The sequence below is a fragment of the Treponema sp. R6D11 genome, from assembly GCF_054786075.1.
Map to the genome: position 1 here is coordinate 1 of NZ_BDHD01000937.1, position 442 is coordinate 442.

2 protein-coding genes are annotated in these 442 nt (G+C 50.9%); both read left to right on the top strand.

Features of this window, described 5'->3' with window-relative positions; translation table 11 throughout:
• A partial coding sequence (locus tag ACYVTD_RS16885; RefSeq protein ID WP_461248806.1) for a KH domain-containing protein occupies positions 1 to 214 on the top strand: 214 nt, incomplete at its 5' end.
• Between the two features lie 6 nt (positions 215 to 220).
• On the top strand, positions 221 to 442 hold a 222-nt coding region (locus tag ACYVTD_RS16890), incomplete at its 3' end, for a ribosome maturation factor RimM (protein WP_461248807.1).

The following is a 442-nucleotide window of genomic DNA, read 5'->3' on the forward strand; positions in this document are numbered from 1 at the left end:
ATATATAGCCAAATCCCTGGTGGACGACCCGTCTCAGGTGCAGGTTAACATCGTAGAAGGCGAAAAAGCCACTATTTTGGAACTGCGCGTGGCGGACGGCGACATCGGCAAGGTAATCGGCAAGCACGGCAGGATAGCCAAGTCCATAAGGACCGTTCTTCAGGCCGCCGGCGCAAGGTCTGGAAAGCACACAGTATTAGAAATTCTGGACTGATTGCGAGTGACCGAAAAGTTCATTATTGGACTGGCAGGAGCCCCTTTCGGAGTTAAGGGTTTTATAAAAATCCGCCCCTTATCCGGCGAAATCGATCATCTCTTAAAATTAAAATCGGTAGTCGTCAGCAGGGACGGCATAGAGCGCACGCTTAAAATTGAAGAAAGCGCCCCCGCTTTGCCCGACGTGGTAATGGGTTTTGAAGGCATTGACAGCCCCGAAAAAGCG